General features: G+C 44.8%; 23 protein-coding genes and 1 tRNA gene. 9 read left to right on the forward strand and 15 right to left on the reverse strand.

Going from position 1 to position 26011, the window contains the following annotated elements; genetic code table 11:
- Window positions 1–162: 162 nt before the first annotated feature.
- The 7 genes from VIP81_RS11720 to VIP81_RS11750 all read right to left on the reverse strand — a co-directional run bounded on the left by VIP81_RS11720 (window position 163) and on the right by VIP81_RS11750 (window position 7590).
- Window positions 163–2526: a TonB-dependent receptor gene (locus VIP81_RS11720; RefSeq protein ID WP_331960274.1), complete on the reverse strand. Its 2364-nt coding sequence runs from the start codon at window positions 2524–2526 to the stop codon at window positions 163–165.
- A 148-nt stretch (window positions 2527–2674) separates the two neighbouring features.
- The gene (locus VIP81_RS11725) at window positions 2675–3058 is read right to left on the reverse strand and encodes a hypothetical protein (RefSeq protein WP_331960277.1); all 384 of its coding nucleotides are present in this window, start codon (window positions 3056–3058) and stop codon (window positions 2675–2677) included.
- Window positions 3059–3283: 225 nt separating this feature from the next.
- A complete protein-coding gene (locus VIP81_RS11730; RefSeq protein ID WP_331960280.1) occupies window positions 3284–4195 on the reverse strand; it encodes a hypothetical protein in 912 nt (303 codons plus the stop codon).
- A gap of 534 nt (window positions 4196–4729) precedes the next feature.
- Window positions 4730–4816: transfer RNA gene (locus VIP81_RS11735), tRNA-Ser, on the reverse strand.
- A gap of 93 nt (window positions 4817–4909) precedes the next feature.
- Entirely contained in the window at window positions 4910–5602 is a 693-nt protein-coding gene (gene aqpZ, locus VIP81_RS11740; RefSeq protein WP_331960283.1) for an aquaporin Z, read from the reverse strand.
- 138 nt (window positions 5603–5740) lie between these two features.
- Window positions 5741–6793 (reverse strand): type I asparaginase, encoded by a 1053-nt coding sequence (locus VIP81_RS11745; RefSeq protein ID WP_331960286.1) that lies wholly within the window; start codon window positions 6791–6793, stop codon window positions 5741–5743.
- Between the two features lie 26 nt (window positions 6794–6819).
- Window positions 6820–7590, reverse strand: coding sequence for a TatD family hydrolase (locus VIP81_RS11750; protein ID WP_331960289.1), 771 nt, complete (start codon window positions 7588–7590; stop codon window positions 6820–6822).
- 104 nt (window positions 7591–7694) lie between these two features.
- Between VIP81_RS11750 and VIP81_RS11755 the strand changes: the two genes are divergently transcribed.
- Window positions 7695–8606, forward strand: coding sequence for a hypothetical protein (locus VIP81_RS11755; protein WP_331960292.1), 912 nt, complete (start codon window positions 7695–7697; stop codon window positions 8604–8606).
- A 43-nt stretch (window positions 8607–8649) separates the two neighbouring features.
- On the opposite strand, the gene VIP81_RS11760 is transcribed toward VIP81_RS11755, so the two are convergent.
- On the reverse strand, window positions 8650–9273 hold the full coding sequence (locus VIP81_RS11760; RefSeq protein WP_331960295.1) for a polysaccharide deacetylase family protein: 624 nt from the start codon (window positions 9271–9273) through the stop codon (window positions 8650–8652).
- Between the two features lie 135 nt (window positions 9274–9408).
- Here VIP81_RS11760 and gltX point away from each other — a divergent pair, with 135 nt between their 5' ends.
- Window positions 9409–10938 (forward strand): glutamate--tRNA ligase, encoded by a 1530-nt coding sequence (gene gltX, locus VIP81_RS11765; protein ID WP_331960298.1) that lies wholly within the window; start codon window positions 9409–9411, stop codon window positions 10936–10938.
- A gap of 46 nt (window positions 10939–10984) precedes the next feature.
- Here gltX and vapC read toward each other — a convergent pair whose 3' ends face one another.
- The 3 genes from vapC to VIP81_RS11780 form a co-directional block, all read right to left on the reverse strand.
- Window positions 10985–11401: a type II toxin-antitoxin system VapC family toxin gene (gene vapC / locus VIP81_RS11770; protein WP_331960301.1), complete on the reverse strand. Its 417-nt coding sequence runs from the start codon at window positions 11399–11401 to the stop codon at window positions 10985–10987.
- Window positions 11398–11592 carry a type II toxin-antitoxin system VapB family antitoxin gene (locus VIP81_RS11775; RefSeq protein WP_331960304.1) on the reverse strand — a complete coding sequence of 65 codons (195 nt, stop codon included), beginning with the start codon at window positions 11590–11592 and terminating at the stop codon, window positions 11398–11400. Before VIP81_RS11775 ends, vapC begins: the two co-directional genes overlap by 4 nt.
- A 96-nt stretch (window positions 11593–11688) precedes the next feature.
- Window positions 11689–13359 (reverse strand): glutamine--tRNA ligase/YqeY domain fusion protein, encoded by a 1671-nt coding sequence (locus VIP81_RS11780; protein ID WP_331960307.1) that lies wholly within the window; start codon window positions 13357–13359, stop codon window positions 11689–11691.
- A gap of 229 nt (window positions 13360–13588) precedes the next feature.
- Here VIP81_RS11780 and VIP81_RS11785 point away from each other — a divergent pair, with 229 nt between their 5' ends.
- The 7 genes from VIP81_RS11785 to VIP81_RS11815 all read left to right on the forward strand — a co-directional run bounded on the left by VIP81_RS11785 (window position 13589) and on the right by VIP81_RS11815 (window position 20374).
- Window positions 13589–14008, forward strand: coding sequence for a cobalamin B12-binding domain-containing protein (locus VIP81_RS11785; RefSeq protein ID WP_331960310.1), 420 nt, complete (start codon window positions 13589–13591; stop codon window positions 14006–14008).
- A gap of 91 nt (window positions 14009–14099) precedes the next feature.
- The gene (locus VIP81_RS11790; protein ID WP_331960313.1) at window positions 14100–14930 is read left to right on the forward strand and encodes a hypothetical protein; all 831 of its coding nucleotides are present in this window, start codon (window positions 14100–14102) and stop codon (window positions 14928–14930) included.
- 94 nt (window positions 14931–15024) lie between these two features.
- Window positions 15025–15774, forward strand: a complete 750-nt coding sequence (locus tag VIP81_RS11795; protein WP_331960316.1) for a porin family protein — start codon at window positions 15025–15027, stop codon at window positions 15772–15774.
- 28 nt (window positions 15775–15802) lie between these two features.
- Window positions 15803–16978, forward strand: coding sequence for a S41 family peptidase (locus VIP81_RS11800; RefSeq protein ID WP_331960319.1), 1176 nt, complete (start codon window positions 15803–15805; stop codon window positions 16976–16978).
- A 43-nt stretch (window positions 16979–17021) separates the two neighbouring features.
- Window positions 17022–17798 (forward strand): enoyl-CoA hydratase/isomerase family protein, encoded by a 777-nt coding sequence (locus tag VIP81_RS11805; RefSeq protein ID WP_331960322.1) that lies wholly within the window; start codon window positions 17022–17024, stop codon window positions 17796–17798.
- 61 nt (window positions 17799–17859) lie between these two features.
- The gene (gene fumC / locus VIP81_RS11810) at window positions 17860–19260 is read left to right on the forward strand and encodes a class II fumarate hydratase (RefSeq protein ID WP_331960325.1); all 1401 of its coding nucleotides are present in this window, start codon (window positions 17860–17862) and stop codon (window positions 19258–19260) included.
- A 124-nt stretch (window positions 19261–19384) separates the two neighbouring features.
- Complete coding sequence (locus VIP81_RS11815; protein WP_331960328.1) at window positions 19385–20374, forward strand: 2-hydroxyacid dehydrogenase; 990 nt, start codon at window positions 19385–19387, stop codon at window positions 20372–20374.
- Here VIP81_RS11815 and VIP81_RS11820 read toward each other — a convergent pair.
- From VIP81_RS11820 to alr, 4 genes are all read right to left on the reverse strand, one after another.
- Entirely contained in the window at window positions 20295–20600 is a 306-nt protein-coding gene (locus VIP81_RS11820; protein WP_331960331.1) for a hypothetical protein, read from the reverse strand. The two genes, VIP81_RS11815 and VIP81_RS11820, sit on opposite strands and share 80 nt — an antisense overlap.
- A 66-nt stretch (window positions 20601–20666) precedes the next feature.
- Window positions 20667–23534 carry a TonB-dependent receptor gene (locus VIP81_RS11825; protein WP_331960336.1) on the reverse strand — a complete coding sequence of 956 codons (2868 nt, stop codon included), beginning with the start codon at window positions 23532–23534 and terminating at the stop codon, window positions 20667–20669.
- A gap of 602 nt (window positions 23535–24136) precedes the next feature.
- Window positions 24137–24790, reverse strand: a complete 654-nt coding sequence (locus VIP81_RS11830; RefSeq protein ID WP_331960339.1) for a lipoprotein signal peptidase — start codon at window positions 24788–24790, stop codon at window positions 24137–24139.
- 60 nt (window positions 24791–24850) lie between these two features.
- Window positions 24851–26011: alanine racemase (gene alr, locus VIP81_RS11835; protein ID WP_331960342.1), on the reverse strand; the 1161-nt coding region annotated here is incomplete at its 5' end.

Raw genomic sequence — 26011 nt, forward strand, 5'->3', positions numbered from 1 at the left:
CCCAGATGGCATAATTATCGGATGTCAGATTTGGATTGTCGATATCCATATCGTCGTCCTCAAATTTAGTGCAGGCATTCAATCCTGAAAACAGGGTAATGAATAGCGCTGCATAAAAGAATTTATAGGTGAAATTAAACATGATATAATGCGTTGATAATTTTACTTAATGAAATAACGGAACTTCACAGAAAATGCTCTGCCAGGCTTTTGTAAACGATAATTGTCGAATGCCGGTGCATCGGCAAGGTTCCTGCATTCAGCGGAGATATTATACTTACCATTTTGCAACGAATAGGTAACAGACATATTCTGAATATATTGATCCGGCACTCTGCTATTTGAAGTTCCTAATTCTTCCCAGGTCAGATAGAACCAATGTACATATTGCAGATCCCAGTTGAGTTGTATGCGGGTATTTTTACCGAGTAGATTATTCTTGCCAATACTTGCTGCTGCATTACCAAACATCCAGGGTTGGTTAGGAATTTTATTTTTGTAGGTAGATTCAATAGTGCCGCCACTGCTGCCTAATGCGTATTTAGTATTGTTAATGGCATTCTGATAACTGGCATTTACGCTGGCATGAAGAAGGTCCTGATAATCATATTGAACATCCGCTTCCAGGCCCGTCACTCTTACTTTAGAGGTATTCAGGTACTGACTCATGCTGGCATTAGATTGGTATACCACGGCATAGATGAAATCGGCTGCGTTTCTATAAAATCCACCTGCCTCTGCAAAGATGCGGTGTTGCCCTTTTTGGATACTGTAGTAGGCCCCTGCATTCACATTGGTGCTGTGCTCTGGTTTCAGTGCAGGATTGCCGATCTCGGTGGAACCATTACCAAATACTTCACCCACTTCCTGAAGGCGATAGGCTTTTTCTACGGATGCTTTAACACCCAGTACAGACGTGATTTTGAAACGGGAGGCAACCCCATAGCCGTAGTAATTATTGAATTCGGAGGCAGTGGTTATCTTGCCAGTTCCAGAAACGGTTTCCGGCTGTTGCAAATCCATCCCGTAGTATTTACCAAAGAAAGTGTTGGTCCAGCGACCGTTCATCAGATTTTGTTGATAAGCGAGTCCCAGTATATGTTTTCCTATCTTACCCGGATTATGATCCTTATCCGTTAGTAATTCATTATAGTTCTTATTGGTGGTTTGATCAAACGTATAATTCAGGTTAAATGAGTGTACGGGAGACAAGTCATAGCTCAGGTTTACTCTGGCGAAATTTCTTGGGCGGCTGATGTGTGTCAGCTGCTTAATGGTAGTTATTTCCGCCTGATTGGTAGGCACCCTGGAACCATCCCAGTAATAGCGATAGCCGGTAGTATCTGTTACCTGGTATTTATCTTCTGTATGAGAGGCAAACACATTCAGATCAAGACCTTTCGTGAAGAGGTCCGCCTTTTTATAACGGAGACTGGTATTGAATGCCGTGCCGTTTTGGGTAGCTGCACCATATACCTTTTCCTGGTTAGTGCCCGTCTGTATTTCACGGTCTGTAGCAGAGAACCCGGCGCCAATAAAAAATACATCTGCCCATTTCTTATTCATCACGCCTAATTCAGCCTGTGCCATGGTGGAGCGGTATTGGTCATGGAAGCGACGGAAATCTTTCCGCACATATAATTGTTGTGCTTCATCCCAGATTTTGATCCTTCTCATTGTATAGTCGTTGTCGGAGTAGTTGTAGAAGGCGCTTACACGGGCAATCAATCCCGTTTTTTTACCGGTGACCTGTCCGGTTACAGCTGCTCGGTGGGTATTAAAAGAACCGAAGCTGTAGCTGGCGTCCAGGTAATTTTTAACCTGCTGGTTGGTCACGAGGTTAACGGCGCCCCCCAAGGCATCTGCACCAAGTGATACCGGTAACACCCCTTTGTATACTTCAATGCGCTCGGCAAGATTTATCGGAATATTATTCAGGGTCATGGAACTACCCATTACTTCCATGGGGATGCCATCAATAAAAAAGCGAATGCTTTTTCCGGAAAGACCATTAATAGAGAAGTTGAAATCAGATCCCATCCCACCTTGTTCCCGTATTCTCACACCAGTGGTCCGGTTGAGTACTGTATTCATGTCGGCCGTGGTATTGGCGAAGGCTTTGGTATCTATAGCGTTTACAGCAAAACCGCTCTCTTTTAATTCACGGGTATGTGTTCGGGCAGTAACAGTAACGCCTTCTTTGGATACGCTTTCCTCTTCCAGCAGTATATTTTCGGAGAGGGTGCTGCCGTTGGTCACCGTGATAGCTTTCTCCGTTTTTTTGAAGTTCAGCATGGTGACCACCAGGGTGTATTTTCCCGGCTTTACGTGTTCCAGCTTAAATTTACCATTGCTGTTAGTATAGGTGCCAATGGCAGTACCTTTTAGTGTAACCGCTGCATCGGGTATAGGTTGCTGTGTGTTAGATAATATTTGTCCGGTGATAATGGCGCCTGGTTGTTGTGCATGAAGTATTGCCGCTACCAGCATAAAAATACTGGTGATCAGCAAGCTTTTAGTTCGCATTTTCATTGTGTGTCCCTTAAAGATTTGGTTGCAAAGGTCCGGTTTGAAAAGGACAGGCGTTAATCGGATCCGGAAAAGCACTTATCAAATCCGGAAATATTTGTATAAGATGTCTTTGCTGTGTTCTGTATTTCGGGACGGTATTCGTTTAGTTGACGGTAGCGTTGATTGCGCTGTAATAATAGCTGGGGGTACCTGCTACAAACTTTATAGGGCCTTCTACAAGCAGGGATTCGTCGGGCGTTTTTATGCGGATCTTCCATTTGTTACTGCTGGCATGTCGTGCTTCAAAAGAAATGGCTATCCCCTTTTTAATCGTATCTGTTTTTTGAAAGATGCCAATGCCTGAAACATCCCAGCTTTGGGTGGGGATATTAGTGCCGCTGCCATATTTTATTTCAGTGAAAGGATCGGTGGTATTGGATTCCAGCTCATAGATGACGATGATTTTGTCCGGGTTATTTTCCTGTTCATTTTTCATACAGGCAGTAAGACTGGTGACGAAAGCCAGGATAAGGAAAACTTTTTTCATATGGAGATATGGTATTGGTTGCTCGTTGATATGTACGTAGTGATATGGCCATTTAGATTGAGTTAACGGCAACGCCCTGATATCAATGAAGATATCAGGGCGTTTAAATGGCATGGGCTCAGTCCTCACTGCCTCCAAAACAGCAGGTATTCTTCCTCCAGTCCTGTTGTTGTGTATGCAATGTCTGATACTTTCAATACATGAAATGAGGGCTTCCCGGTTTGCCTAGAAATTAATTACCTGTGTTGGGTCCCATATATCATTAATACGGATATTAAAACCACTGTTGGGATTGTCAGTTGTTGGCGGGGTATCATATAGGCTACCAGTCAATAATGTTTTTGCATTTTTGTTCATAGTTACGTGACTGATCAGTTTTTTAAGAGGTGCTCCGGTGGTTTTGTCGGGATAAGTAATTTCCACTGTCAACGCATTGCTGGTGTTCAGCACAAAGCTGTTGAAAGTTGTCCGGTCTCTGCGGGTCAAATCCAGCGTATCAGTATATCCATTAAAGATACCCAGGTTTGAGTATGGATAAAAATATGCGTATTCCAATGCGAATCTTACTTTTACAGCAGAATCAGCAACAGCCGCGGGAGCATCAGTGATATTTACCTCCAGCATGGCGGTTTGCCGTTGTAATTGCATATTTATCCTGGCCGTGTCAGTTCCATTTACATTAATCTGTTTGTAGTCGGTAAAGATATCAGGATAAGAAACAATCTTACCTCCTTCTGTTTTTGCATAGAATGCATTTGTATAAGTAACTAAAGAGTCACTGGAAGCAAATACCGTAATGTTATAAGTTCCATCGGGGATGTATTGATTTATGACACCGAAATCCTGATCTTGTGATCGTTGGTGTATTTTTGCATACTCCCCTATATTACTATCTATCCAAACGTAGATATCAGAAATCTTACCATCCAGCGATGAGTCTCTAATATCTGCGCCTGAAGCGGAAGCCTTTCTGCCATAGGGACTTGGCAGGGTTTGCAGTTTTTGTATAAAATCAGTCAGGCTGATCTTTAATGGGATTTTTTTTGCAGTTGTTGTCTGGTCTTGTGAAAGTTGATCCTTGGAGCAGCCAAAAAGCAACATACTGAGTGACAGTGCTGCCAGCAAATGTTTTTTCATAGATAAAATTTGTGATAATTAGAAAATGTGGGTTTATGTTAAAACGGGTATAAAGCAGGGTATTCAGCCAGATTTACCTGGTGATTTTCATAGGTGATATTTGAATTAGGATAAGGGATAGTTGATAATTTATTCGGGTACTAACTGTTTAATATTGGCAATATTAATGCAGTGAATCAAAGATAGTAATTCTTATTACAAAGAGAAATGATGTTAAGCGGAAAATTTGGTGTTGTTGAGGGTAGATTGAAATATCAGGAGTATTTCTGATCAGTTTATACCAGCATTTATGGCACTATGTTTTGGGCGTAACAGAAAAGGGACAGACTTACGTCCATCTCTTTAAAGCTTAAGGGACGAGCTGAAAGAGATGGAGCAGCTAATAACTAAACTGTTACAGAAACAAAAATAGGCCCTCAGTAAAAAAGAGGTTCATTTGACATTTTTAATAAAAAGTGACAACGGAACCGCCAACGACCAAAAACAAGAAAGCCTCAAACGCTTTACTAGTAAAGGCTTAAGGCTTTAAAGCTGCGGAGAAGAAGGGATTCGAACCCTTGAAGCCCTTTCAAGCTTACACACTTTCCAGGCGTGCCGGTTCAACCACTCCCGCACTTCTCCGATTATCTTTTTTCCTGAGTAAAAATGGAAAGGTTGTTTTTTCCAATTCAGGGTTGCAAAGATAATCCTTTAGTTTATATTTCAAAAAAAAGTTTAATTCTTGTCGTACAGCTTCCAGATACCTGCACCTAAAAGCCCGCCCACTATAGGTCCTACAATAAATACCCAGAGATTGGAGAGCGCCTGGCCGCCAACAAAAATGGCGGGTCCGATGCTGCGAGCGGGGTTAACAGATACCCCTGTTACCGGAATGCCTACGATGTGGATCATGGTCAGACACAAGCCTATGGCTAATCCCGCAAATGCGCCATTACCATTGTTTTTGCTGGTGCTGCCATGTACTACTACCAGGAAGATAGTGGTTAATACTATTTCAGCTACCAAACCGCTTACCAGTGAATAGTGGTCGGGCGAGCCCTGGTCCACCCCATTGGCGCCGAGGCCATTGGCGGCAAGGGAATAATCTGCCTTTCCCTGGGCAATAAAATAGAGGACCGCAGAAGCTACAATGGCTCCTACGATCTGAGAAACAATGTACGCGCCTGCATCTTTGCCGGATATTTTGCCGGTAGACATCAGGGAAATCGTAATAGCCGGATTAAGATGGCAACCAGAGATGTGGCCAACAGCATAGGCCATTACCACTACTGATAAACCAAACGCAAAAGCAATACCCAGGAATCCTACATGTGTGCCGGCTAATACCGCACTGCCACAACCCATGAACACTAAAACAAAAGTGCCAAAAAACTCTGCAATACATTTCTGTGATAATGAAACTGCCATAGAGAGGAAATTTTTGTGGTGATTGGAAATTGGGGAATGTGAAATTGGTGATCACTAAATTTACCTCAAAAATTCAAGATAAAAAAAAGCGGGAAGCACAACTAAAGTGCTTCCCGCTTGTATAAGTTTATCAGAAAATTAATACACTTCAATGGGCGTTAGTTCACCACGCAGTGGTGTTTCTATCAGCTTCCTGGTTTCTTCAGGAGATAAGCCCTGTCCCAATACAAACATCAGTTTGGTGACGGCTGCCTCAAAGGTCATATCATGACCGCTTACTACGCCGATTTCCACGAGATGCTGACTGGTTTCATATTTCCCCAGTTCTACAGAGCCACCATCACATTGCGTTATATCCACCACCAAGGCACCGTTATCGATCACCTTTTTAATGCTTTCAATAAACCAGGGTTGCGTGTTGGTATTACCACTACCAAATGTTTCCATAATCACACCTTTCAATCCTGATACGCTGAGCGTGGCTTCTACGGCCCTTCTGCTGATACCCGGGAATAACTTCAGCACCGTAATATTTGTTTCCAGTTCTTTATGCACCTTCAGTGGCTGGGTAGGTGGCGGTAAAATGAACTGGTGCTTGAACTTAATATCAATACCGGCTTCGGCCAGCTGCGGATAATTCATGGTATAGAAAGCCTCAAACTTTTCCGCATTATATTTTTTAGAACGGTTACCTCTGAAAAGAGAGAAGTCAAAATAAATACACACTTCCGGAACGAGGGATATATTAGTGCCATTATGCCTGGTACAAGCTATTTCCATGGCTGTAATGATGTTCTCCTTGGCATCCGTACGTATTTTACCGATAGGCAGCTGTGACCCGGTTAAAATCACGGGTTTTGACAGGTTTTCCAGCATAAAGCTTAATGCCGAGGCGGTAAAAGCCATGGTATCGGAACCATGCAGAATAACAAATCCATCGTATCTGTCGTACCGGTCTTCAATAATGCTGGCCAGTTCCACCCAGATCTCCGGCTGCATGTCTGACGAATCTATAGGCGGATTAAATGCGTACACATAAAAATCGATACCCATCCGGTATAGTTCCGGTAAATTATTCCGTATTTCGTTGAATCCGATAGGGCGCAGCGCTTTGGTTTTATCATCATAGATCATACCCACTGTACCGCCCGTATAAATAATCAGTATTTTACTCATTGTGCTAGTAGCCATTGCCTGCAAAGGTATTCACTAAACAGTTAGAGCATTTTGAATAATTTCCGGGCATTGCTGCTTGTTATAGCTGCTACATCTGCTATTTTTAGATTTTTTATATCTGCCACCTTTTCTCCTGCCAGCGGGAGGTAAGCACTTTCATTACGTTTACCCCGATAAGGTACCGGTGCTAAATAAGGTGCATCTGTTTCCATTATAATGTGTGCCAGGTCTATTTCTTCCAGCAGTTTATCCAGGCCGGACTTCTTAAACGTAACCACGCCGCCTATACCCAGGTAAAAACCCAGGTCAATGATTTCCTTTGCTTCTTCCAAAGTGCCGGAAAAACAGTGGAATACGCCGCTTAAACGACCATCCTGTAAGCCCTTTACCTCATTGATACATTCCCGTGTGGCCTCCCGGCTATGAATGGATACCGGCAGCTGGTATTCCCTTGCCAGCAGCAATTGTTCCTGAAAAGCATGGTACTGCTGGGTTAACAGCGACTTGTCCCAGTAAAAATCCAGCCCTATTTCCCCGATGGCCTTGAAAGAACGTTGCTGCAGCCACGCTTTGACCAGGTCTATTTGCTCTGCTACGTTTTCCTTTACATAACAGGGATGTATCCCCATCATGGCATATATATGTTCCGGGTGCCTGGCTTCCAGCTCCAGCATCCCTTCTATAGAATCCTCGTCTATATTAGGCAAAAACAGTTGGTCCACTCCCGCTGCTATGGCCCGCGCTACCATTTCTTCCCGGTCTGCCGCAAATTCTTCAGAATACAGGTGGGTGTGGGTATCTATCCAGCGCATAATAATTTATTTGTTAAATTTGTAATTTCTTTAATATTTAAAGAATATCTTTATACCTGCAAAGGTAAAGACCGAAAAACCTAATTGCTAATAAAACCTAAACTATGAAAAGCTATTTCAGTACAAATCGTGTGCTGGCGTGGACCATCACCGGTGTGGCCATAGCCACCATTTTCTTTGCCTGTAAGAAGGAAGTAACCACAGATACCGCTCCCAACAACGAAACAGATAACAAAACAATTGGCGTGGTACAGCATGAAGCGGTGGTAAGTGTTATGTTCAATGATTGGTTTGAAACAGTAGGCACCGTAGGAATAGAACAAGGCATGTTTCTGGGCCGGCAGGCAAATCCCAAAGGAACAGACATGGCTGACGTTCCCTCCTGTCCTTCTTCAGAACTGCTCGATGGTACAGGTGCCACCTGGCCTAAACGTGTGGTGGTGGATTATGGAACCTCCTGCCAGGACAGATATGGCGTTTTCCGCAGTGGTAAACTGAATGTCATTTTCAACGGTCCGCTTTTTAGTCCAACTTCCACCATTGTGGTAGAACCATCTAATTATACTGTCAACGGAAAGGCGGTGGATGGACGCTTGGAGATCAGCAATGCCAGCTTCAGCACTACTACCGGCATGCAATACACCATAGAAATAACCCGGGGTAAGGTAACTCTGGCGGATACACTGGTGATCAACTACGCCAGCAAAAGAACGATAAAGCAAATAGAAGGCTTCGAGTTAGGCCAGCCATTCCTGAATCTGTCTAACGACGTATACAGCGTGGACGGTACTGCGAGCCTTAGCTATGAAAAAGGCCCTGCGACAGGCATTACAGCCACTTTTGCAACACAGACTTCCCTCATTAAAAAATGGGCTTGTCAGTATATTTCCAAAGGTACGCTGAAGGTAGATTTCAATGGTATTTCCGGCGTCATTGATTACGGAAATGGCGACTGTGATGACAAGGCTACTATTAAAGTAGGCGATAAAGCGAAAGAAATTACGCTGAAACCATAAATTTTATCTGGTGCTGATGCTAGTTTGTATCAGCACCAGATCTTTACACGATCGCAGCCAGTTCATATTTTTGCTTCTTGCAATACTCCAGCACACGTGGCAGCGCATATTCCAGTCGATCCCATGCCTTGGCGCTGTCGTGAAATACCACAATAGAGCCAGGTGCTAATTTAAATACGACATTCTGCACACAGGCTTCCCCGTTGAGTGTGGTGTCGAAATCGCCACTCAGCAGATCCCACATAATAATCTTCGCCCCCGGAATCTTATTCTTTATCTGCCGGATCTGGAAGGGCGTAATTCTGCCGTAAGGTGGTCGGAATAAGGGAGAAGGAATATACTTTGCCGCTTCCAGGACATTTTCTATGTACGTTCCGGTGTTTGTTTTCCATCCGTTCAGATGATTGTGGGTATGGTTGCCGGTGGCATGGCCGGCCTCCAGGATCTGCTGGTAGATAGCAGGGTATTCTATCACATTTTTACCAATACAGAAAAAAGTTCCTTTCGCATTATATTTGGCCAGTTGCTCCAGCACAAAAGGCGTTGCCTGCGGATGCGGGCCATCATCAAAAGTGAGATATACCTTGTTGCCGGCCGGAGACATATTCCAGACACAGCTTTTATACAGGGCTTTCAGGATGCCGGGTGTTTTAGTAAGATAGAACATAGCGCAATGGTGCTTAATACTGCAATATACTTAATGTGTGAAAGCGGGATATCGTATTGAAAAATTTTTATCTTCTGCAGATCTCCCCACACGAATCACTGTTGGCTAAACGCTAAATCCTTATCTTTGTCGCCTATGGATCACAAAAAAGTAAGAGTGCGTTTTGCGCCCAGTCCTACTGGTGGCCTACATCTTGGAGGTGTACGCACTGTATTGTTCAACTATTTGTTTGCAAAACAGCATAAAGGTGATTTTGTGCTGCGTATTGAAGATACCGACCAAACCCGTTACGTGGCGGGAGCGGAAGAGTACATCAGCGAATGTTTGAGCTGGTGTGGACTCACGCCGGATGAAAGTCCTGCTGTGGGCGGTCCGTATGGTCCTTATCGCCAGAGTGAGCGTAAACCACTCTATCGCCAGTATGCAGAGCAACTGGTGAAATCAGGTCATGCCTACTATGCTTTCGATACGCCTGAAGAGCTGGAAAGTATGCGGGAAAGGCTGAAAGGCCCGGATAATCATTCCCCCCAATACAACCACCTGGTAAGGGAAAAAATGCGCAATTCCCTCACTTTGACTGATGCCGAAGTACAGGAGCTGCTGGCAAAGAATACACCGCATGTTATCCGTATTAATATGCCTGCTGATGAAGAACTCACCTTTACCGACCTGGTACGTGGTGAAGTTACTTTTCATACGTCACAGGTAGATGATAAAGTATTACTGAAAGCAGATGGTATGCCTACCTATCACCTCGCAGTGGTAGTAGATGATTACCTGATGAAGATCACCCACGCTTTCCGCGGAGAAGAATGGCTGCCATCAGCACCCGTACATCTCCTGCTCTGGAAATACCTGGGCTGGGAAGCAGATATGCCACACTGGGCGCATCTGCCACTGATCCTGAAACCAGATGGCAACGGTAAGCTCAGCAAACGTGACGGAGATCGTTTAGGCTTCCCCGTATATGCCATGAACTGGACAGATCCTGCCAGCGGAGACGTAACGAAAGGCTTCCGTGAACTCGGTTTCCTGCCGGAAGCATTCATCAACATGCTGGTGATGCTGGGCTGGAACGATGGCACCGAACAGGAAATATTTTCTATAGAAGAACTGATTCAGAAGTTCTCTCTGGATCGTGTACATAAAGCAGGCGCTAAATTCGATTACGAAAAAGCGAAATGGTTTAACCACCAGTATATTCATCATAAAGACAATGAAAGCCTGGCAGCCCTTTTCCAACCGATACTGACAGAGAAAGGCGTGAGCGCTGATCCTGCCTATGTAGCTACCGTGGCAGGCCTGGTGAAAGAACGTTGTTACTTCGTGAATGAAATATGGGACCATGGCTTCTTCTTCTTCCAAAGCCCTGACAGCTATGATGAAGCGGCCGTAAAACCAAAGTGGAATGCCGATAAAGAAGCATTCTTCACCGCATGGTCTGCACAGCTGGACAGCCTGGCCGCCGCTCCTGCAGCCGATCTGGAAGCTGCATTCAAAGCCCTGGCTGCTGAAAAGAACCTGAAAATGGGGGACGTGCAGTTGCCTTTCCGTATCATGCTGACCGGTGGTAAATTCGGACCTCCTGTTTTTGATATCGTGGCTACGCTGGGTATCACGGAAACACGCAACAGGATAGAAAAAGGGATGGAAGCTTTTAAGTAGAATTGTTAGTTGTTATATAGATAAAGGCTGAGCGATGAGGAATCGTTTAGCCTTTGTCTTTTTCCCAGGTTTTTACATTGGAGTGGGAACAAATTAAATCAAAATCGCTGTCTTTATGCACAATCTCAAGATCAAAGCTCAAAGCATAAAAAGCGATCACGCAATCATTGCTTTTGCGGATGGTGATTCCCTTTTTGCGAAGTGAGCGGAACAGCGCCGCTGCACCTTGTGCTGCTATCATTGGCGGTATTTCCAGCGTAGTAAAACCGAGCAATGATTCTCTTGTCTGTCGATGTTCAGCATCATCTCGTATTCCTTGCAGAATTTCCTGAACAACTACCGGTATAACTGGAGTTTCATAACCATTTTGCACATAATGGTTAAGCAGGTCAGTTTGTGGTGTATCGTTTTCACGCATGAAATCAATCCATACGGACGTGTCAAAAAGTAGTGGCTGTTTCATCTGCTTCGCATTTCATTTAAGTCTCCGTCCCAATGAATTTTGCCTCGCAGGGCTAAAAATTTACCTTGGCTAATGCCCATAATAAATTTTTCCAATGCCATATTTACCACCTCTTTTTTCGTTTTTCCTTTATTTAAACGCATAGCTTCTTTTATAAGTTTGTCGTCTAAATCAATACTGGTCTTCGACATAAATAATTGTTTTTAGTTAGTAATAAATTTACGAATAAATACACATAAAAAGGCCGGACAGTAACTGCCCGGCCTCACTTTATTTTAAAAAAAATATTACTTCCCTTTTGCGCTCTCTTTCGCCCACGCATCTTTCAATGTCACCGTTCTGTTGAACACCACTTTTTCTGGTGTACTATCCGGATCTACGGAAAAATATCCTTTGCGGAGGAACTGGAAACGCTCACCTGGTTTAGCTTGCAGCAGACCTGGTTCTACAAACGCTTCTTTGATAACTTGTAAGGAGTCCGGATTAATCAGTGTTTTGAAATCTACTTCTTCCGCTGCCGGATTTTCAGAAGTGAATAAACGATCGTAGATACGTACTTCAGCGGTAGCCGCATGTGCTGCACTCACCCAGTGAATGGTACCTTTAACGGTTAAGCCACTCTGATCGCCGCCACTTTTGCTTTCAGGCAAATAGGTAGCGTAGATGGTGGTGATATTACCATCGGCATCTTTATCGAAGCTTTCTCCTTTGATGATATAAGCATTTTTCAGGCGCACCATATTACCGGGACCGAGACGGAAGAATTTCTTTGGAGGATTTTCCATGAAGTCTTCGCGTTCAATGTACAGGGTGTTGCTGAAATGCAGGGTACGTGATCCTGCGTTTTCATCTTCCGGATTATTGTCGGCGGTCATTTCTTCTACTTGTCCTTCGGGGTAGTTGGTGATCACCAGTTTTACCGGGTCCAGTACGGCCATTACGCGGTTAGCGGTTCTGTTCAGTTCTTCGCGGATGCAGAATTCCAGCAGACCCAGCTCAATCATCTGGTCGCGTTTCTGTACGCCCACGCGCTCGCAGAAGGTGCGGATGCTGGCAGGTGTATAGCCACGGCGGCGGAAACCACTGATAGTAGGCATTCGTGGATCATCCCAGCCATTTACATGACCTTCTTCCACCAGTTGTTTGAGTTTTCGTTTACTCATCACCGTATAGGTGAGGTTTAAACGGGAAAACTCGTACTGACGGCTGGGGAATATTTCCAGCTCATTGATAAACCATTCATACAACGGGCGATGTGGAATAAACTCCAGTGTACAGATGGAATGGGTAATATTTTCAATGCTATCACTCTGGCCATGGGCGAAGTCGTACATCGGGTAGATGCACCATTTGTCGCCGGTACGGTGGTGATGGGCATGTTTAATACGATACATCAGGGGGTCGCGCATATGCATATTAGGGGCGGCCAGGTCTAATTTGGCGCGGAGGGTTTTCTCTCCGTCTTTGAATTCGCCGTTACGCATACGGGTAAACAGGTCCAGATTTTCCGCTACAGAGCGGCTCCTGGCTGGTGTAGGCGTGCCAGGCACCGTAGGAGTACCTTTGGCAGCGGCTATTTGTTCGGCAGTGGCATCTTCTACATAGGCCAGTCCTCTTTCTATCAGCTTTACGGCAAAAGCGTACAGTTGCTCGAAATAATCGGAGGCATACAGTTCTTTTTCCCACTCAAAGCCTAGCCAGTGGATATCTTCCTTAATAGAATCCACGTATTCGGTGTCTTCTGTTACCGGGTTGGTATCATCGAAGCGGAGATTGGTTTTACCGTTATATTTCTGGGCCAGTCCAAAGTTGAGCGCAATGGATTTGGCATGCCCAATATGCAGGTAGCCATTCGGTTCCGGCGGGAAACGCGTTAGTACACGACCGTCATTTACGCCGTTCGCTATGTCTTCTTCAACAATTTGTTCTATAAAGTTGAGGGATCTTTCTTCGCTCATAGTGATTTTTATCTTGGAGGGCAAAGGTACAAAAAAGCAGAAAGCTAAAAGCAGAAAGCATAAAGCCTTTGCCGCAGGGCATTAAGCCTATCATTATCAGGTATAATCGCTTTTAGCTGCCAGCCTTCCTGCGGGATGAAGCGGGTCATATCCGCTACAGTGGCTTTTTGCTTTCTGCTTTTAGCTTTCCGCTTTTTCGTACATTTACCTCCTTAATATAAAAAATGGTATGGTCAACCCGTTAAATCGTCCGGTTCGTGTATTGGTAGCCAAAGTGGGCCTTGATGGTCATGATCGCGGAGCAAAGGTAATTGCGGCAGCACTGCGGGATGCCGGCATGGAAGTAATATACACCGGCCTGCGTCAAACCCCTGAAATGGTGGTCAACGCGGCCCTGCAGGAAGATGTGGATGCCATCGGCATCAGTATCCTCTCCGGCGCCCATATGACAGTATTTCCCAAGATTATAGCCCAGATGAAGGAAAAAGGACTGAATGATGTGCTGCTCACCGGCGGCGGTATTATCCCGGATGAAGATATGACGACTCTCCAGGAGATGGGGGTAGGTAAACTCTTCCCCCCAGGTACCAATACCAAAGATATTTCCGAGTATATCACCAGCTGGGTGGCCACTCACAGAAATTTTTAAAAATATTTCCGGATCCTCGTAACATTTCTTTAACCCGGTCGTCTTTAGGTGAAATAGTCCACCAAGTCTAAAAAACCACAACGTCCGTTTTATGAAATGTAAGTTACTCCCGCTATTCCTGGTACTGTTGCTGATTGGTTGTAGTGTTTTTGCACAGGATAAGAAAGATTCCGTCGGCCAGGCTGCTGCCGATACTACGGTTGAGAAAACAACCGCCTTTACCCTTATTTTTGGCAAGTACCCCAAACATCGGGAAGGGATATACGTAACCCACGGCGGAGATGGCCCGTTGCTGTCGTTTGCTTCCATGAAGGAAAATGGAGAACATGTCCGTAATATCCCGCGGTTCACGATCTTTTTTAATATCGGTAGCAATTTCAATAAAGACTTTTCCAAAAACTTCGGCATTTTCACGGGTATCAACCTTAAGAATATAGGACTCATCTCCAAACCAACCGATTCCCTGAAACTAAAACAGCGGGTATATACTTTTGGCGTTCCATTAGGGGTTAAGATCGGTGATGTAACCGGAGGCAGCTTTTTCTTCTTTGCCGGCGGTGAAATAGACCTGGCTTTTAATTATAAAGAAAAGCAATTTGTGGATGGAGACAAGGTCCATAAATTCAACGAATGGTTCAGTGATCGTACCCCATTGCTGATGCCTTCTCTGTTTGCCGGAATCCGCGTGAATCCTGGCTTCGGACTGAAAGTACAATACTACCCGCAGAACTTCTTTAACCAGGATTTTAAAACAAAAGATAAAGGCGGCAACACCATTTATCCCTATAAAAATCTTGAAGCCAACCTGGTTTTTGTAACCCTCGGATACAATTTCAGCGGCATCAATTATTTTAAAGTAAAGAAGAAAAGACACTATATGAAGATGAAAAGTGGTAAAGCAGAGTTTGAGGTAAACTATTGAAATAGTAATACGTTATTTTTGAGGGCTGTAACTAATTAGATATTAGTTACAGCTTTTTTTTGTCGACACTGAATATAACCCAAACGGAAACCACATGCTACGAAAACTCCTCGTTTTTGCCACGCTATTATTGTGCTATGATGTGGCACAGGCCCAATTTGAAATCGGAGTATCCGGAGGATACAACAAAAATTACCTGCATACCAGCACAGGGTACAGGGCTTTCACGAAATATGATGCGCTAAGTGGTTTTGTAGTGGGGATTCCCATACAATATCATTTCAATGACTGGCTGGCCATTGAGGCCGATCCTTCCTACATTCAGAAGAATTATGAACAGCGCCGGGATCATTTTTTTGATGGTATTTATCAGAAAAGCACCAATAGCTATATCCAGCTGCCCATCATGGCTCATTTTTCTTTTGGCGGTAATAAGCTGAAAGGCTTTTTCAATGCCGGTGGTTACGGCGCTTATTGGGCAGGGGGCCGGGTAAAGGGCGCCATGGCCAACGTTTTTAACAATGCACCGGACATCCCGAATGACCAGCAGGTATATAATTTCTTTGAGATCGACAAAGCATATCAATATAATGAGAAATATACCTTTGATAGTCGTCGTGACCGCCGGATAGAATTTGGCCTCTTAGCCGGCGCCGGTGTGGAATACCTGTTACAGCAGAAATACCGTTTTTTTGTTGAAGCCCGTTACTATTATGGTTTATCGGACCAGCAGAAAGATTATATGATCAACCAGATCCCCCGGTATAACGATACCTATGTGGTGCAGGCCGGATGCCTCTTCAACATCAAAAATATCTTCCACCCTGCCAGTATCACTGAGTAAATTTTGCTAACCTTTTAATATCCATCAGATGAAACATCTTCATAAATATATCATTGCCCTCATCGTGCTATGCTCCGCAGCAGCATGCCGTAAAGACCTTCCGGAAATCAATGACCCCGCTAACACTATCTCCGGCAATTTTAGTGAAGTATTTGATTCCTACTGGAATGGCATGAATAACAACTATGTATTCTGGGATATTGACACCGTGAACTGGGACAACGTTTATAAACAGTACAAACCCCTGTTTGCAAAGTTGAATCTATATGATTCCAACGATGTTAGAAAAGGATACACTTATTTTAAGCAGATGACCGCCGGTCTGGTGGATTCTCACTACGATCTTACTTTCAAAGACCCCTGGCTCGCGGATTCTGCCAGTATCAATCCGGCGTACCAGCGTAAACTGGCCAGCCCGGATTATCATGATCCGATCAGCATCTATCATTTTTATGACAATGTTCCGCAAAATTATCTGGATGCAGGGGCCATTAGAGGGTATACTAATACTGATGATGGGGAACAGTTTGTAGCCGTATCCGGTACTATTAATCAGAACATCCTGTATTTCTTTTGCAGTGGATTCCGATTGAAACAGCTGTACAACACAGATACGGTCAACCAGGTAAAAAGCGTGTTGCAATATTTCTTCGATAAACTGCAGCACACGCCCAATATCGCAGGCGTTATTATAGATGTGCGGGATAATAGTGGCGGCGATCTGCAGGATCTTAATTTTTTAATAGGACGCTTGATCGATAAACAACTGGACTTCGGATCTACGCGTTCCAAGCAAGGCAATGGCCGCCTCGATTATTCGCCCTGGGCGCCGGCTTTTGTAACGCCGCAACCAGCGGCCCGAAATATTACCGGACCAATACTGATGCTGGCAGACGCTTTCTCGATAAGCATGGCGGAAATGACCACTATGGCGGTGAAATCCCTACCCAACGGGCATTTTGTAGGAGAACGTACCTGGGGCGCCACTGGACCACTGATCGGCAATATCTTTTTCAATGGTGGAAAGTTTGGAACCGACTATATTAATGAGGCTTACACCTCTTCCCTGATGCTAAAATATCGCGATGGTAAAGTGTATGAAGGCGTAGGCTTCCCGCCGGACATAGAAGTGAAATACGATGCCGCCGCCCTGGAAAGAGGACAGGATAAGCAGCTGGAAACAGCTATCGGGCTGATTCGTTAGGTTATTGAATATTGCTTAATATTGATAAACTAAAAATACGGCCATGTATCAAACGTTAAGCACACAACTGGAGAATAATATCCTGACCATTACCATCAACCGCCCGGAAAAAATGAATGCGCTCAACCAGCAGGTGCTGGCGGAGCTGGCGCTGGTCGTAGATGAGATTTATGGCAACAGGGACATTAAAGGAGCTGTTATTACCGGTGCAGGAGAAAAAGCTTTTGTAGCAGGCGCAGATATCAGCGAGTTTCTTACTTTATCAGATAAACAAGGCGAAGAACTGGCCAAGAAAGGGCATGTGATTTTTAAACGGATAGAAAGCAGTTCCAAGCCCATCATTGCCGCAGTAAACGGTTTTGCACTGGGCGGCGGCTGTGAACTGGCCATGGCCTGTCATTTCCGTATTGCCAGCGAAAACGCAAAATTCGGCCAACCGGAAGTCAACCTGGGCCTCATACCCGGTTATGGGGGTACCCAGCGGCTTACACAGCTTATTGGGAAAGGCAAAGCGCTGGAATTGATGATGACCGGCGACATGATTAACGCAGCAGAAGCACAGTCCTGGGGCCTGGTAAACCACGTGGTAAAGCTCGAAGAATTGCTGCCCAAAGCCATTGCCATCTTACAAAAAATACAAACAAAAGCCCCGCTGGCCATTGCCCGCGTGATTAAATGCGCCAATGCCGCACTGGATAAAGACCAGGATGGCTTTGAGCTGGAACTGAAGGAATTCGGCGCCTGCTTTGCCACAAAGGATTTACAGGAAGGCGCCGCCGCCTTTATCCAGAAAAGACAAGCGAATTTTACAGGAGAGTAAAAACGAATTCCTAATTCGTAATTCTTTACTTTTGTACCCATTATTATAAAAAGCTTAAGTCATGGAATTCAGAATAGAGAAAGACACAATGGGCGAGGTAAAAGTGCCTGTAAATGCCTATTATGGCGCTCAAACACAGCGCTCCATTGAAAATTTCAAGATCGCGCAGGATATCAACAAAATGCCGAAAGAAATTATCAAGGCATTTGCTTACCTGAAGAAAGCGGCTGCTATCACCAACGTGGAAGCAGGCGTGCTGCCGAAAGAAAAAAGTGATCTGATTGGTCAGGTATGCGATGAAATCCTGGAAGGCAAACTGGATGACCAGTTTCCGCTGGTAGTGTGGCAAACCGGTTCCGGTACACAGTCCAACATGAACGTGAACGAAGTAGTTGCCTACCGCGCACACGTATTACATGGTGGTCAGCTGACAGACAAAGATAAATTCGTGCATCCAAATGATGACGTGAATAAATCACAGTCTTCCAACGATACCTTCCCTACTGCCATGCACATTGCTGCTTATAAAATGCTGCAGGAAATAACTATTCCCGGTATTACAAAGCTGCGCGATACCCTCGCTAAAAAAGCAGCAGCATTTAAAAATGTAGTGAAAATAGGTCGTACCCATTTCATGGATGCTACCCCGCTTACGCTCGGTCAGGAAATCAGCGGTTATGTGGCACAACTGAACCATGGCTTAAAAGCGATCAACAATTCACTGGCTCACTTGAGTGAACTGGCATTGGGCGGTACTGCAGTAGGTACCGGTATCAACACCCCTAAGGGTTATTCTGAAAACGTGGCAAAAAATATTGCGCTGTTAACCGGATTGCCTTTTATCACTGCAGAAAATAAATTTGAAGCACTGGCAGCACATGATGCCATCGTAGAAGCACATGGCGCACTGAAAACAGTTGCTGTAAGCTTAATGAAGATAGCCAACGACATCCGCATGCTGAGCTCCGGCCCGCGCGCAGGTATCGGCGAAATTCATATCCCTGACAATGAGCCGGGTTCTTCTATCATGCCAGGTAAAGTAAATCCTACCCAGTGTGAAGCACTCACCATGATTGCCGCACAGGTAATGGGTAACGATGTAACCATCAGCATTGGCGGTTCTAACGGACACTTTGAACTGAACGTGTTTAAACCAGTGATGATCTTCAATTTCCTGCACTCTGCCCGCCTGATCGGTGATGGTTGCGTGAGCTTCAACGATAAATGCGCAGAAGGTATTGAACCTATTGAAGCCAATATCCAAAAACATGTGGAAAATTCCCTCATGCTGGTGACGGCCCTGAACACCAAAATCGGCTACTATAAAGCAGCTGAAATTGCTCAGAAAGCCCACAAAGAAGGAACTACCCTCAAAGAAATGGCGGTGAAACTGGGTTATGTAACCCCGGCTGAATTTGATGAATGGGTAGTACCCGCTCACATGGTAGGGGAAATAAAATAATGCAGCTATTAGCTTTTAGCTATTAGCCTTTAGTAAAAATGCAGCGGAGATTAGAAGTATATATACTACTTTTAATTTTCGCTGCATTTTTACTAAAGGCTAAAAGCTAAAACCTAAAAGCTGTATGGATATTCTCTTCTATAGTGCGCAGGCTTACGATATAAAGTATTTTAATCAGGCTAACCAGCCCGGAACACATCGCTTTCGCTTTCTGGATGCGCCGCTGAATGAAGATAACACCGCCCTGATAAAGGAAGAAGCCGCGATCTGCATATTTGTAAACGACAAAGCGGATGCAGCAGTGATCCCGATACTGAAAGAGAAAGGCATCAGGTTAATTGCCCTGCGCTGTGCGGGCTTTAATAATGTAGATCTCAAAGCCGCTGCCGCAGCAGGTATTAAAGTAGTACGCGTGCCTGCCTATTCGCCACATGCGGTAGCAGAACATGCCGTTACCTTATTGCTGGCATTGAACCGGAAAATATATAAATCGTATAACCGTGTACGTGATAGCAACTTTACACTGAACGGACTGGAAGGATTTGATCTATTTGGTAAAACAATCGGAGTAGTAGGCACCGGTAATATAGGTAGCGTATTTTGCCGCATCATGCAGGGCTTTGGCTGCAAAGTATATGCCCATGATATTTATGAACAACCGGAATTGATAAAGGCAGGTGTTGAATATGTATCGATGGACACTATTTTTGCCAAGGCAGATGTGATATCACTGCATTGCCCGCTGTTGGAAAGTACCCGCCATATTGTGAATGCACTTACCATTGCCTCCATGAAACCCGGGGTGGTATTGATTAATACCAGTCGTGGTGGATTGGTAGACACGAAGGCGGTGGTGGAAGCACTGAAAAACGGGCATATTGGGGCGCTCGGCATAGATGTATATGAACAGGAGGAACACCTGTTTTTTCAGAATTTTTCCGGCAGTATTATCCAGGATGATGTACTGTCAAGGTTAACCACCTTCCCAAATGTAGTGGTAACTGCCCACCAGGGATTTTTTACGAAAGAAGCACTCACGCAAATTGCTGATATAACGTTGAGCAATATACGTAGTTTCGAAGCGGGTGAATCGCTGTTAAATGAGGTGAAGTAGCGTGGTAACGATATCCCGCCACGATGTAAAATAACAGCTCTGTTCTAAATAATGATTCAATAAACTGATACACATTGACCTGCACGGCATCCGGCACCTGGTAATGATACACGGCTACCAATACCAGCACCACGATCAGCGATATGCCGGCAATCTGCCACCATTTGTAGGAAGAGCCCTGCTTTGCCGTTACTGCGCCTGCAACGGCGGTTGATCGTGTAGTCATATCAGTTACATTGATGCGTGAAAAAGAATCAGCGATGCAGATGGAATATCTGCACCGCTGATATGATTATCTGTTAGTTCTCTTGAACACATTATCATACGTTACCGTTAAGTAGTACAATCCGCCGATAGTCGGACCGCCTACATACTGGAAGTATTTTGAATTCAGGATATTGGAGGCACCCAGTTTGAACGAGGTGTTGATCTTTGGTACACGATAGGTGATCTGCGCATCTACTGTATTGTAGGCTGGTACATCGCCGTTACCAAAGAGGTTCTGCCAGTAGAACGTATTCTGCCAATGCCATACCACGTTGAAACCAATGTTCTTCACTACGTTGCGGTTACCGAGACTCACGTTGGTGAACCAATCCGGAGTATTAAAACCAGGAATTAACGCATCGTCTTTCGTTTTATCCTGTGCCAGTTTATTGTAGTTGGCATTACCACTGATGGTGTATCCTTTGTAGAGATCGTAGGTAACAGCTACCGCAAAACCGTAGTTGTTTACAGTGGATTTACTATTGGTCCAAACGCGGTACCGGTCTTGTAAAGACTTGTCCAGCATCTGGTTCAGCACTGTTTGATCGGGCGTGTTTACGTTACCGGTTTTAGGTACTACGGCTTCTATTTGTCCGATGAAATGTTTGTAGGAGCTATAGTAACCATCTACATCAACAAACAGTTTGTTGTCGAGCAATACTGCTTTATAGCCAGCTTCGAAGGAAGTGATTTGCTCCGGAACGATAGGATCCAGGTTAGCCACTTTCAACACACCGGCATTTTTCGCAGCAGCAGCATCTTTGGAGATGTGTTCTGCATTGATGGTTTTATTCACCGCTACACCAAACGCATCTACGGTGCTGGTGAGGAAGGAATTTTTAAAGTAGCCAAGTCCTTCTTCAATGAAAGCAAGACCACCTACACGTCTTACCTGGCCGTTGTTTACGAAGGAATAAGCTTCAAACAGCGACGGGAAGCGGAATCCATTCTGCCAGGAAATGCGGAAGTTGTGTTTGTCTTTAATGCTGTATACGGCGGCAATACGTGGATTCACTTTACCCTCGAACTGCTCATTTTTATCATAGCGCAGGGAGCCGGTGAGCTTCAGTGCATCGTTAAAAAACGTTTTGCTGATCTGTGCAAAACCACCATATTTTCCGTACCAGATATGTTTACCGCCTGGTGTATTACGTTTATCAGCAGGGCGGGAAAAGTCTACGAAGTTGTTACCATCCGGGATGATTTCGTAGGTGCGGTAGTCGGCGCCTACCAATACATCGGCGAAGTGGATGTATTTACGCAGATTCCAGGTGCCTTCTGTATGATAGAAACGGCTTTGTTGCAGGAGTGCTGCGCCTCCGCTGGTGTTGTTCGGATCTTTGGAAGTAGGGTAAATATCCCAGTCGTTGATGCTCTTGATTTTTGCTACCTGTGCATCAAAAGCCGGGGTGCCTGGTGTCCATCTGCCGGCATCGGCAAAGGCACGGGCGGCCTGGTGAGCGGCTACGAGGTCAGAACCTGCTGTCAGTGCATTGTTTAATCCGGAGGTATAGTCCGCCAGCCATTTTTTATCTGGCTTGAAAGATTTTTCCAGGTTATCTGCTAACGGATTCATGTTGTAAGAGTCGCCGGTATTTTCAATGGAGATGTAGGATCGTACCGTGAAATCAGGGTGTACCAGTTCCAGTTTTGCATTTTGTACAGTTACGCCTCTCAGGCCAATACGGTTACCACGTTGAAAAAATCCGTCCATTTCACCATAGCGGTAAGATGCGGATAATTCCAGTTTCTTAGGTAAGCGAAAGTTAAAAGAGAAATCGGCCTTTTTATTTTTTACGGTAAAATCACCTACAATGTCTTTCTCCCAGTAACCGGTGCGGTGTACGTTGTAGGCACGTCCGTCTTTATCGATCACCTGGAGATTGGAGTTGTCCCCGTATTTATTCCATGCATCATTGGCAATGTTATTCACACCACTTAATTGCGGGAAGTCGGGGTTGGCTTTTGATTGCGGAGAAAAGTCGCTGTGATTATCGGCATACCAGTCGGTACCCTGCATGTAGCTCAGGTTCACTTTCCAGGCAAACCAGGAAGAATAAGCCTGTGCATAACGTACAGCCGTTTCCGTTAATAATTTGGCGCCGCCGTCGTCACCTAGGTGGTTAACGGCTACTTTCTGGTATACACTTACACCCTGGTATTGGAAAGGGTTTTTAGTGATGAGGTTAGACATACCATTAATAGCGTTCATACCATAAAGGGCGGAGGATGCGCCGGGTGTTACTTCTACACTGGAGATATCCAGCTCCGTTGGTCCGATAGCGTTACCCAGTGGTACACCCAGTGTAGCCGCCTGGTTGTCCACACCGTCTACGAGCTGCATAAATCGGAAGTTGTTGGGAACATTGAAACCACGGGTATTGAATACTTTGAAAGTTAAACCCGCAGTGGTCATTTGTACACCTTTCAGGTTGCCGAGTGCATCATAAAAAGTGGAAGACGGGGTTTCCTTCAACGCCCGGATATCCAGTTTTTCGATGGCTACCGGGGAACGGAGCAGCTTTTCCTGTTGACGGGAAGCGGATACCACTACTTCATTTACCAGCAGCGATTGTGTGTATAACTGGATGGCCAGTTTGCTGCTGCTGCTTTTTACATCAAATTCCTGTGGCTGATAGCCTATTAATCTGAATACGAGTTTCAGGGGGAATTTAACGTTGGTGGTTACTTCGAAATGGCCCTGGGCGTCTGTTTGTGAGCCAAAAGAAGTGCCTTTAATTTGAACGGAGGCGCCAGGAAGGGCGTTGCCGTGGTCGTCTGTAATAGTGCCTTGAATTACATAAGAGCCGTTGAGCTGTGCCTGTACTAGTACCGGACTGAATACCAATATCGCAAAAAGGTATTTTGCCAGTATAGGTAAGAACTTTTGCATAGTGTTGTTAACATTATAGATTCTGGAAAGATAAAATTGATAAGGGGATGTGTAAACCGTTGTCGTGCCTCAACATCGGTTAGTAATAGCCTGTTTTGTAAAAGTTATTATCATATAGTCTATAGAATTAGTAGACAAATATAATCCGGGTATTTTTCATTTCAAAGCGAATGGGTGTATTTGTTGGAAAATTGCCGTGGTAATGGTTGCAAATACGTCGCAGCAAAAGCTTTAACGCATTGGGAATGAGTGGATACGGGACAGGAGGCTGGGGCGGAATTTTTTTTGAAGGAGCGCGATTTGTTGTCTTTCCCAGGATTATACTTGATTTAGATGATTTTCCAGATTTGTTTTTCAGGATTAAAAAAGATTAGCGAAGATGAATGCGGATACCCACATTGTCTTCGCTAATCTTTTTTAAATCCTATAAAATCAAAAAGTAAAAATCTGGAAAATCATCTAAATCAAGTATAATCCTGGGAAAGACAAAAATTCGCATTAGTCGCATGCATCCAGTATCGAACACGCCGTATGGCCTGCCCTAAAAAAAGAAAGCGTCCGCCAACGGCGAACGCATCTCCCTATAAATATTTATAAAAAATTTAAGCTACATGATCTTTAGCCACCGGCTGCTCTACCTCTTTAGGCTGCATATGTTTTCCGAAAAAACGTTTCTGGAACAACAGAATAGCCACCACACCGGTAGAAATAGCCGCATCCGCTACGTTGAATACCGGGCGGAAGAACACGAAATAATCGCCTCCCTTAAATGGTACCCAATTAGGCAAATAGCCTTCATAGATGGGGAAATACAGCATATCCACTACCCGACCGTGTAAAAAGCTGCCATAGCCGCCGCCGGAAGGCATAAACTTAGCTACTTCATACCCAATACTATCGTTGAAGATGATACCATAAAACATACTGTCTATCAGGTTACCAGCTGCTCCAGCCAGGATCAGGGAACCGCAGATCAGCAGACCGGTACTGTACTTTTCTTTGATGAGTTTTTTCATGTATACAAATCCCACTACTACGGCTACAAGGCGGAACATGGTCAAAAGGATTTTGCCAAAATCGCCTCCAAACTTAAGCCCATAGGCCATTCCTTCGTTCTCAATAAAATGGATCCGGAACCAATTGGGGAAAATCACAAATTCCTGCTGCATAAACATATGCGTTTTGATCCAGAACTTCAGGGTCTGGTCAATGACAAGGATCAGGATAACGATAAATACTACGTGACGATATTTCAACTGATATTAGAATTTTATCAAAAATAATAGTTTATTTCAAAGTCGAAGCCTGCAATATCATTATTCCTGGAAATATACCCTTTTTACCCGCTGTGAAATTCCTGTTAATATTTCATAGGGAATGGTGTCGGCCCAGGCGGAAAGGTCCTGTACGGACAGATCCTGGCCAAAAACGATGACTTCATCCCCTTCTTCCACATCAGGAATATGGGTAACATCCAGCATCAGCATATCCATGGCTACCACCCCAACTACCGGGGCCAGTTTGCCTCTTACCAGCATTTTGCCTACGCCCTGGCCCAATCTTCTTGGATAGCCGTCGGCATAGCCAATACGCACGGTAGCCGTAACGGACGGGCCTTTGGCCACCCATTTGGCGCCATAACCTACCGAGTCACCCGCATCCAGGTGCTTTAACTGTGCCACCGTGGTTTTCAGTGTACTCACGTTACGGAGCTGATCCTGCATACCATTGCTGCTGTCGATACCATACATGCCGATGCCTAACCGCACCATATCCAGCTGTAAATCAGGATGACGCGTAATAGCAGCACTATTGGAAATATGACGGATCACGGTATACCCCAGTGCTTTCTGCAATTCATGGCTCATATCATAAAACAACCGGCCCTGTTGCTGTGTGAAAGCATCTTTCTCCGGATCTTCGCTCGCGGCCAGGTGGCTGAATATGGACTGTACTTTCATTAACGGGCTGGCAGTCAGGATTTGCGCCAGTTCGGCAATTTCACTTTTCACAAAGCCCAGTCTGTGCATGCCTGTGTCCAGCTTAATGTGTACCGGGAAATCTGTTTTGCCCGCGGCGGTCACTTCTTCCATAAACTGCAGTAATATCTGCATGGAATAAATTTCCGGCTCCAGGTTCCAGTGAAGAATGGCATCAAAACTGGCCGGCTCAGGGTTCATCACCATAATAGGCATAGTGATACCTGCCCTCCTTAACTCCACACCTTCATCTGCATAGGCTACCGCGAGGTAGTCCACGCCATGAAACTGCAGGAGGTTGGCGATTTCAAAACTACCACTGCCATAGGAAAATGCTTTCACCATGGCCATGAGCTTTGTATCAGGCTTTAAGAGCGACTGGTACAGCTTTACGTTATGTGAAATAGCGGTCAGGTTAATCTCGAGAATGGTCTGATGCGCTTTTTGTTCCAGCAGTTTACCGATACGTTCAAACTGGAATATGCGGGAACCCTTTAC

Origin of the sequence: Chitinophaga sp. (assembly GCF_036566945.1) — a bacterium.
In the GTDB taxonomy this organism is placed as follows: domain Bacteria; phylum Bacteroidota; class Bacteroidia; order Chitinophagales; family Chitinophagaceae; genus Chitinophaga.

Bases quoted from the DNA above. Each gene is read 5' to 3' on its own strand.
- aqpZ (WP_331960283.1), bottom strand. From the start codon at position 5,602: ATGGCAGTTTCATTATCACAGAAATGTATTGCAGAGTTTTTTGGCACT.
- VIP81_RS11750 (WP_331960289.1), bottom strand. From the start codon at position 7,590: ATGCGCTGGATAGATACCCACACCCACCTGTATTCTGAAGAATTTGCG.
- VIP81_RS11790 (WP_331960313.1), top strand. From the start codon at position 14,100: ATGAAATGTAAGTTACTCCCGCTATTCCTGGTACTGTTGCTGATTGGT.
- VIP81_RS11745 (WP_331960286.1), bottom strand. From the start codon at position 6,793: ATGGCTACTAGCACAATGAGTAAAATACTGATTATTTATACGGGCGGT.
- vapC (WP_331960301.1), bottom strand. From the start codon at position 11,401: ATGAAACAGCCACTACTTTTTGACACGTCCGTATGGATTGATTTCATG.
- VIP81_RS11820 (WP_331960331.1), bottom strand. From the start codon at position 20,600: ATGACTACACGATCAACCGCCGTTGCAGGCGCAGTAACGGCAAAGCAG.
- VIP81_RS11800 (WP_331960319.1), top strand. From the start codon at position 15,803: ATGAAACATCTTCATAAATATATCATTGCCCTCATCGTGCTATGCTCC.
- VIP81_RS11805 (WP_331960322.1), top strand. From the start codon at position 17,022: ATGTATCAAACGTTAAGCACACAACTGGAGAATAATATCCTGACCATT.
- fumC (WP_331960325.1), top strand. From the start codon at position 17,860: ATGGAATTCAGAATAGAGAAAGACACAATGGGCGAGGTAAAAGTGCCT.
- VIP81_RS11815 (WP_331960328.1), top strand. From the start codon at position 19,385: ATGGATATTCTCTTCTATAGTGCGCAGGCTTACGATATAAAGTATTTT.
- VIP81_RS11760 (WP_331960295.1), bottom strand. From the start codon at position 9,273: ATGTTCTATCTTACTAAAACACCCGGCATCCTGAAAGCCCTGTATAAA.
- VIP81_RS11725 (WP_331960277.1), bottom strand. From the start codon at position 3,058: ATGAAAAAAGTTTTCCTTATCCTGGCTTTCGTCACCAGTCTTACTGCC.
- VIP81_RS11825 (WP_331960336.1), bottom strand. From the start codon at position 23,534: ATGCAAAAGTTCTTACCTATACTGGCAAAATACCTTTTTGCGATATTG.
- VIP81_RS11795 (WP_331960316.1), top strand. From the start codon at position 15,025: ATGCTACGAAAACTCCTCGTTTTTGCCACGCTATTATTGTGCTATGAT.
- VIP81_RS11755 (WP_331960292.1), top strand. From the start codon at position 7,695: ATGAAAAGCTATTTCAGTACAAATCGTGTGCTGGCGTGGACCATCACC.
- VIP81_RS11775 (WP_331960304.1), bottom strand. From the start codon at position 11,592: ATGTCGAAGACCAGTATTGATTTAGACGACAAACTTATAAAAGAAGCT.
- VIP81_RS11785 (WP_331960310.1), top strand. From the start codon at position 13,589: ATGGTCAACCCGTTAAATCGTCCGGTTCGTGTATTGGTAGCCAAAGTG.
- VIP81_RS11730 (WP_331960280.1), bottom strand. From the start codon at position 4,195: ATGAAAAAACATTTGCTGGCAGCACTGTCACTCAGTATGTTGCTTTTT.
- VIP81_RS11720 (WP_331960274.1), bottom strand. From the start codon at position 2,526: ATGCGAACTAAAAGCTTGCTGATCACCAGTATTTTTATGCTGGTAGCG.
- gltX (WP_331960298.1), top strand. From the start codon at position 9,409: ATGGATCACAAAAAAGTAAGAGTGCGTTTTGCGCCCAGTCCTACTGGT.
- VIP81_RS11780 (WP_331960307.1), bottom strand. From the start codon at position 13,359: ATGAGCGAAGAAAGATCCCTCAACTTTATAGAACAAATTGTTGAAGAA.